The organism is Agromyces salentinus, from assembly GCF_009749395.1.
Classification (GTDB): domain Bacteria; phylum Actinomycetota; class Actinomycetes; order Actinomycetales; family Microbacteriaceae; genus Agromyces; species Agromyces salentinus.
Window position 1 is genome coordinate 307,597 of sequence record NZ_WBIR01000005.1, and the last position, 6,000, is coordinate 313,596.

Below are 6,000 nucleotides of genomic sequence, written 5' to 3' on the forward strand. Positions count from 1 at the left end.
AGAGCCATCGTACCGGGCGCGGCTCGGGCGGGTCAGACGATGACGGATGCCTCGGCGCGGGCGCCGTCGGCGACCTCCACCTGTCCGCGCTCGAAGTACGCGACGAGGTCGTCGTCGAGTTCGGGCACGGCGAGCGCGGAGCCGTCTCCGCGGAGCGACTCGGTGGCGAGGATGCCGGCCGCGACCGCTTCCCGCGCGGCGACGGGGGACGTCTCGGTCAGCCCGCCGTCGCGCACGAAGCGGAGGAACTCGGCGATGAGCAGTGCGTCGGCGCCCTCGTGGCCGGCGTCGGCGGCCTCGGGCACGACGAACGACTCGTCGGGCTGGGCGGCACCCTGGTGGCGCCGGTTCCACAGCGCCACGGTCGAGCCGGCCGTGTCGCCGAGGTTCTCGATGCGCCCCTCGGTGCCGATGACCGTGTAGTTGCGCCAGTAGTCGGGCGCGAAGTGGCACTGCTGGTACGAGGCGAGCACGCCGTTCGACAGGTGCAGGTTGACCATCGACACGTCCTCGACGTCGACGACCGGGTTGAGTCCGGTGAGCGAGGCCGGCGGCCAGTTGTCGAGGCTGAACCAGTCGGGCATCCGCTCGCCCGATCGATCGCGGCGGTCGTCGATGCCGCCGTAGACGCTCAGCGAGCCCATTGCGGCCACCCGGTCGGCGTAGGCCCCGGCGAGCCAGTGGATGACGTCGAGGTCGTGCGCGCCCTTCTGCAGCAGGAGGCCGGTGGTGCGGCGCCGGTCGGCATGCCAGTCCTTGAAGTAGTAGTCGCCGCCGTTGCCCACGAAGTGTCGGCACCAGATGGCCTTGACCTCGCCGATGCGCCCCTCGAGGATCAGCCGCCGCATGAGCGCGATCACCGGCATGTGGCGCATGTTGTGGCCCACGTACAGGCGCGTGCCCGTGCGGCGCGCGGTCTCGAGCACGGCATCGGCGTCGGCGAGGTCGATGGCCAGCGGCTTCTCGCAGAAGACCGCGACGCCCGCCTCGAGCGCCGGGATGGCGACGCTCGCGTGCCGGTCGTCGGGGGTCAGCACCATCACAGCGTCGATGCCGGAGGCGAGCAGTTCGTCGAGCGAATCGGTCACCAGTGCGTCGGGGTACTCCTCGCGGGCGAGGCCCCTGGCCTGCTCCGAGAGGTCGCAGACGGCGGTGACGCGGCTGCCCTCGCCCGGGCGATGCGCCTCGTGCCTGAGGCTGGCTCGGGCGCCGAAGCCGACGATGCCGATCTTGAGGTCCACGGATGGTGCTCCTTACTGGTTGGCGATGAGAAGAGGTGCGGATGCCGCGGCGAGCGCCTGCGACATCGGGAGGGTCTCGGTCGGGCGCGCCGGCGCCGCCGTGTCAGGCGGGCGGTCGGGCCGCGGGCGCGTCGAGGTCGGTCGAGCCGCCCGGGAACAGGGACCAGGGGAACTCGTGCAGCTCCCCCGCTGACCGCTCGGGTGCGAGCGCCCTCGCCACGATGAGCTCGGCCTGCCGCTCGTAGAAGTCGGTGGGACCGACGGTGGTCAGCGTCGGCGCGACGAGCTGGGCATCGGGCGTGTTCCCGACGCCGACGACCGCGACGTCGTGCGGGACGCGCAGGCCCAGCATGTGCGCGGCGTTGATGGCCGCGATCGCCGCGAAGTCGGTCGTCGCGTAGACCGCCGTCGGCCGGTGCTCGCCTGACAGCAGTCGCACGGCCGCCTGGAACGCGCTCGCCTGGGTGCCGCCGAAGGTCGCCGTCCAGGCGGGATCGGGCTCGATGCCCCGCGCCCGCAGGCCCTCGAGGTACGGCGTGTACCTCGTGACCCCGTGCTCGGCGCCCATCACGGCGGCCTCGGCCACGAGGCATCCGATGGCCGTATGGCGCTCGAGCAGGTGCTCCATCGCGAGGTGGCATCCGGGGATGGCGTCGGAGCGGACGACGTCGTAGCCGGCCGGCTCGAGGTGCTCCGAGAACACGATGAGCCGCTGGCCGCGGTCGACGAGGTCGGCGAGCTTTCGCTTCGCGACCTCGTCGTGGCCGGCGCCGTCGAGGTAGGCGACGTCGCTCTCGACGCGGTCGAGCGCCGTGTGCCAGTCACCGTCGGCGAGGATCAGCGTCGTGAGCCCGTGCCGGTTGGCCTCGTCGTTGACGGCGTCGGCCACGGCAAGCGACCAGGGGTCGCTCAGCATGTGCAGCGAGAGCTGGACCATGCCCGTGCGCCCGGTGCGCATCGCCCGTGCCGAGCGGTTCGGGCGGTAGTTCAGCTCGTCGGCGGCGGCATGCACGCGTCGCGCGGTGTCCTCGGCGACGCCGGCGCCGGTCGTGCCGGCCCGCCCCGAGAAGACGTAGGACACCGTCGCGGTCGACACGCCCGCGAGGTCGGCGACCATGCGCAGGGTGGGGCGGCGCCTCGGGGCGCCGGAGTCAGCTGCGTGCGACATCCGTCACCCCTTCGTCCCGGAGAATGCGATGCCCTGGATGAACTGCTTCTGCAGGATAATGAAGGTCACGAGCATCGGCAGCGTCGCGAGCAGTGCGCCCGCCATGAGCACAGGGTAGTCAGTGCCATGCAGCCCGACGAGCTGCGACAGGCCCACCGAGAGCGGCATCTTCTCGGGGTCGGTGGTGACCACGAGCGGCCAGAGCAGGTCGTTCCAGGACCACAGCACCGTGAAGACCGTCAGCGCGATGATGCCCGGCTTCGCGAGCGGCACCATGATGCGCCAGAACGTCTGCCACGGGTTCGCGCCGTCGATTCGGGCGGCCTCCTCGAGCTCGGAAGGCATCGACATGAAGAACTGCCGCATGAGGAACGTGCCGAAGGCGCTGAAGAGCCCCGGCACGATGAGCGCCTGGAGGGTGTTCAACCAGCCGAGGGCCTGGATGATCTCGTACTGCGGAAGCAGGTAGAGCTGCGAGGGCACCATGAGGACCGACAGGAACACCACGAACAGCACGTTGCGCCCCCGGAACGGGATGCGGGCGAACGCGTACCCGGCCATCGTGCAGAGCACGACCTGGCCGACCGTGCGCCCCACCGTCAGCAGCACCGAGTTCAGGAACATCTGCCCGAACGGCATCGAGTCGAAGACCTCGGCGAAGTTCGTGAACACCCACGGGTCGGGGATCACGACCGGCGGCACCTGCACCGAGTCCTGGAACGTCTTGAACGCGGTCAACGTCTGCCAGATGAACGGGAAGACCATGACGATCGCGCCCGTGACGAGCAGCAGGTGCACCAGCCAGTGGCCGCGCCGCGTGCCCGTGCGGCCGCCCGCCGGGCGTCGACGATCCGCGGATGCCTCGGGCGCGACATCCGCGCCCGTCATCGCCCTCGTGTCGAGCGAGAGGTCACTCATAGTGCACCCACTTCTTCTGGAGCCGGAACTGCACGACCGTGAGCACCAGGATGATGATCAGCAGGAGGAAGGCGATCGCCGCGGCGTAGCCCCGCTCGTTGTCGCTGAACCCCGCCTCGTAGAAGAGGTAGACGATCGTGCGGGTGTTCGGCATCGCGGGATTGCTGCGGCCGAGCATCATGTAGACGAGGTCGAACACCTGCAGTGCGCCGATCACGCTGATGACGCTGACGAAGAAGATGCTCGGGCTCAGCAGCGGGATCGTGATCGAGAAGAACTTGCGCACGGGGCCGGCCCCATCGAGGTCGGCCGCCTCCATGACGGTGTCTGGGATGCCCTGCAGGCCCGCGAGGAAGATCACGATGTTGGTGCCGAGCCCGGCCCAGATGCCGACGACGGCGATGGCGACGAGCGCGGTGCTCGGGTCGGTGAGCCAGGACCGCCCGTCGATGCCGAAGACCGAGAGCATCTCGTTGAGCACGCCGTAGTCGCCGTTGTAGATCATGCGCCAGACGAGCGCGATCGCGGCCGGCATGGTCACGACGGGGATGAAGTAGAGGGTGCGGTACACGCTGCGACCGCGGAGGCCGGCCGTGTTGAGCAGGGCCGCGACCGCGACCGCGATCGGGATGCCGACGAGGGCGATGACCGTGTAGAGCGCCGTGTTGCGCAGCGCGCCGAGGAGCTCGGGATCCTCGATGAGACGCACGTAGTTGTCGAGGCCGACGAACTCGGAGCCGCCGAACGGGCCCGACTCGGTGAACGAGAGGATGAAGGTGCGGATGGTCGGCCAGATGTAGAACGCGAGCAGGCCGGCGGCCGTGGGGCCGATGAAGAGCAGCGCCCACCAGGCCGACTGCGCGGGTCCGCGGCGACGGCCCGCGCGTGGGCCGCGGCCAGGCCGGCCGGGCTCGCCGGGGGCGGCGGACCGCCCCCGGTCGAGCTCGGAGATCGGCGCCGCGGTGCGCTGCGCGATCAGGTCGGTCATGGGGTCACTCCGCCTCTGCGTCCAGTGCCGCCTGCATCTGCTCGGCGAGCTGCGCGAGGCCGTCCTTCGCCGAGACGCCGCCCGACCAGACCTGGGAGAGCACCTCGCTCTCGATGGAGGTCCATGCGGCGGTGTTCTTGGACACCGGGTAGGGCACGGCGGTGTCGAGCGCGTCGATGTAGACCTGCAGGTCGTACTGCGGGAGGGCGTCGACCCACGCCTGCTGGGTCCCGTTGAACGCGGGGATCACGGTGCCGGTCGCGGCCTGGATGTCGGCGGCCGCCTTCGAGCTGGCGAACTCGGCGAATTCCTTCGCGAGCTCGAGGTGCTCGCTCTTCGCGTTGGCGACGTTCGCGACGCCGTGGATCACGCTCTGGTTGCCGGTGGCGCCCGCAGGCAGCGGGGCGACGTTCACGGTCTCGGCGATGTCGGGGTTGTCGGCGTAGGCGATCGCAGCCCACGAGCCGTTCTGGAACATGCCGAGCTTGCCGGAGAGGAAGAAGTCCTCCGGGTTGGTGTCGGTCATCTGCTGGGCGGTCGGAGAGGATCCGTCGGCGATGAGGTCGGTCCAGAGCTCGATGCCGGCCAGCGCCTCGGGGCTGTCGTAGCCCGTCGTGGTCCCGTCGGCCGAGATGACCTCGCCGCCGGCCTGGGCGATCGAGTTGTAGAAGTTCTCCTGGCCGTACTGGCTCGCGGCGATGCCGTAGACGCCCGCGGCGGGGTCGCTGAGCTTCGCGGCGGCCGACTTCAGGTCGTCCCACGTCCAGTCGGCGCTCGGGTACTCCACGCCGGCCGCGTCGAAGAGGGCCGTGTTGTACCAGAGTGCGACCGTGTCGAAGTCCTTCGGGGCCCCGTAGAGCTCGCCCTCGTAGCTGTAGAGGTCGATGAGGCCCTCGGGGTAGTCGGCGGGGTCGATGCCGTCGCCATCGAGGGGGGCGAGCACGCCGTTGCCGGCGTAGAGCTGGAAGTTCGGGCCGTTCATCCAGAAGACGTCGGCAGCGGCCCCGCCGGAGACCGCGGTCTGGAGCTTGGTGAAGTACTCCTTGTACGGCGTCAGCTGGATCTCCACCTCGACGTTCGGGTGCTCCTCGGTGAACGCCGCGGCGATCTTCTCCATGGCCGGCTGCTGGTTCTGGTCCCAGATGGCGTAGGTGAGCGTCGCATCGCCGTCGGCACCTTCCGAGCCGGATGCGCCGGAGCAGCCGGCGAGCGCGACGAGTGCGGTGGCCGAGACGGCGAGCGACACCATGATGCGGGACTTCGGGACGTGGCGCATGGTCCTCCTTTGGACGTTCGATGAAGCGGTGAGGGCAGACGGCCCAAGTTGTTAATCGTTTAGCAGGGGACCATACCCACGGATTCGCACTGCGCGCAACTGCGAGAAACACGCAGATTCGCTCACCGAACCTGCGCGCGAGCTCCGGTCCGCGGGCCGGCGGAGGCCGTGATGGCGCGTGATGTCGAGGCGTGGGGGCGCGCAGCCGATTGCGCGTTTGCCCGCCACCGGTCGGCCGGCGCTCCGAAAATCGGGACGACCGGCGCGGCGCGGGCGCCTAGCTGTACTGACCTCGACCGTTGTTGATTCGGTCGATGGGGGTTTTGCCTCCGATGCCGAGGTGGGTTCTGTCTAGGTTGTAGTGGTCGAGCCAGGTTGGCAAGGCTGCTGCGCGTTCCGTGTTGGATGC

At 69.8% G+C, this 6,000-nt stretch carries 5 protein-coding genes and 1 pseudogene; all 6 read right to left on the reverse strand.

From position 1 onward, the window contains the following. Positions 1–32 precede the first annotated feature (32 nt). The gene (locus GQQ95_RS07175) at positions 33–1,241 is read right to left on the reverse strand and encodes a Gfo/Idh/MocA family protein (protein ID WP_157426964.1); all 1,209 of its coding nucleotides are present in this window, start codon (positions 1,239–1,241) and stop codon (positions 33–35) included. 103 nt (positions 1,242–1,344) lie between these two features. Beyond that, positions 1,345–2,409 carry a LacI family DNA-binding transcriptional regulator gene (locus GQQ95_RS07180; protein ID WP_157426965.1) on the reverse strand — a complete coding sequence of 355 codons (1,065 nt, stop codon included), beginning with the start codon at positions 2,407–2,409 and terminating at the stop codon, positions 1,345–1,347. Between the two features lie 3 nt (positions 2,410–2,412). After that, positions 2,413–3,327, reverse strand: a complete 915-nt coding sequence (locus GQQ95_RS07185) for a carbohydrate ABC transporter permease (RefSeq protein ID WP_157426966.1) — start codon at positions 3,325–3,327, stop codon at positions 2,413–2,415. After that, positions 3,320–4,315 (reverse strand): carbohydrate ABC transporter permease, encoded by a 996-nt coding sequence (locus GQQ95_RS07190; RefSeq protein ID WP_157426967.1) that lies wholly within the window; start codon positions 4,313–4,315, stop codon positions 3,320–3,322. The genes GQQ95_RS07185 and GQQ95_RS07190 overlap by 8 nt, the downstream gene beginning before the upstream one ends. A gap of 4 nt (positions 4,316–4,319) precedes the next feature. After that, positions 4,320–5,591, reverse strand: a complete 1,272-nt coding sequence (locus GQQ95_RS07195; RefSeq protein WP_157426968.1) for an ABC transporter substrate-binding protein — start codon at positions 5,589–5,591, stop codon at positions 4,320–4,322. A 277-nt stretch (positions 5,592–5,868) separates the two neighbouring features. Next, positions 5,869–6,000 (reverse strand): annotated as a pseudogene (locus GQQ95_RS19610) (IS481 family transposase); the annotation flags it as partial.

Excerpts from the sequence above, each read along its gene's own strand:
- GQQ95_RS07195 (WP_157426968.1), bottom strand. The coding sequence starts at position 5,591 with ATGCGCCACGTCCCGAAGTCCCGCATCATGGTGTCGCTCGCCGTCTCG.
- GQQ95_RS07185 (WP_157426966.1), bottom strand. The coding sequence starts at position 3,327 with ATGAGTGACCTCTCGCTCGACACGAGGGCGATGACGGGCGCGGATGTC.
- GQQ95_RS07180 (WP_157426965.1), bottom strand. The coding sequence starts at position 2,409 with ATGTCGCACGCAGCTGACTCCGGCGCCCCGAGGCGCCGCCCCACCCTG.
- GQQ95_RS07190 (WP_157426967.1), bottom strand. The coding sequence starts at position 4,315 with ATGACCGACCTGATCGCGCAGCGCACCGCGGCGCCGATCTCCGAGCTC.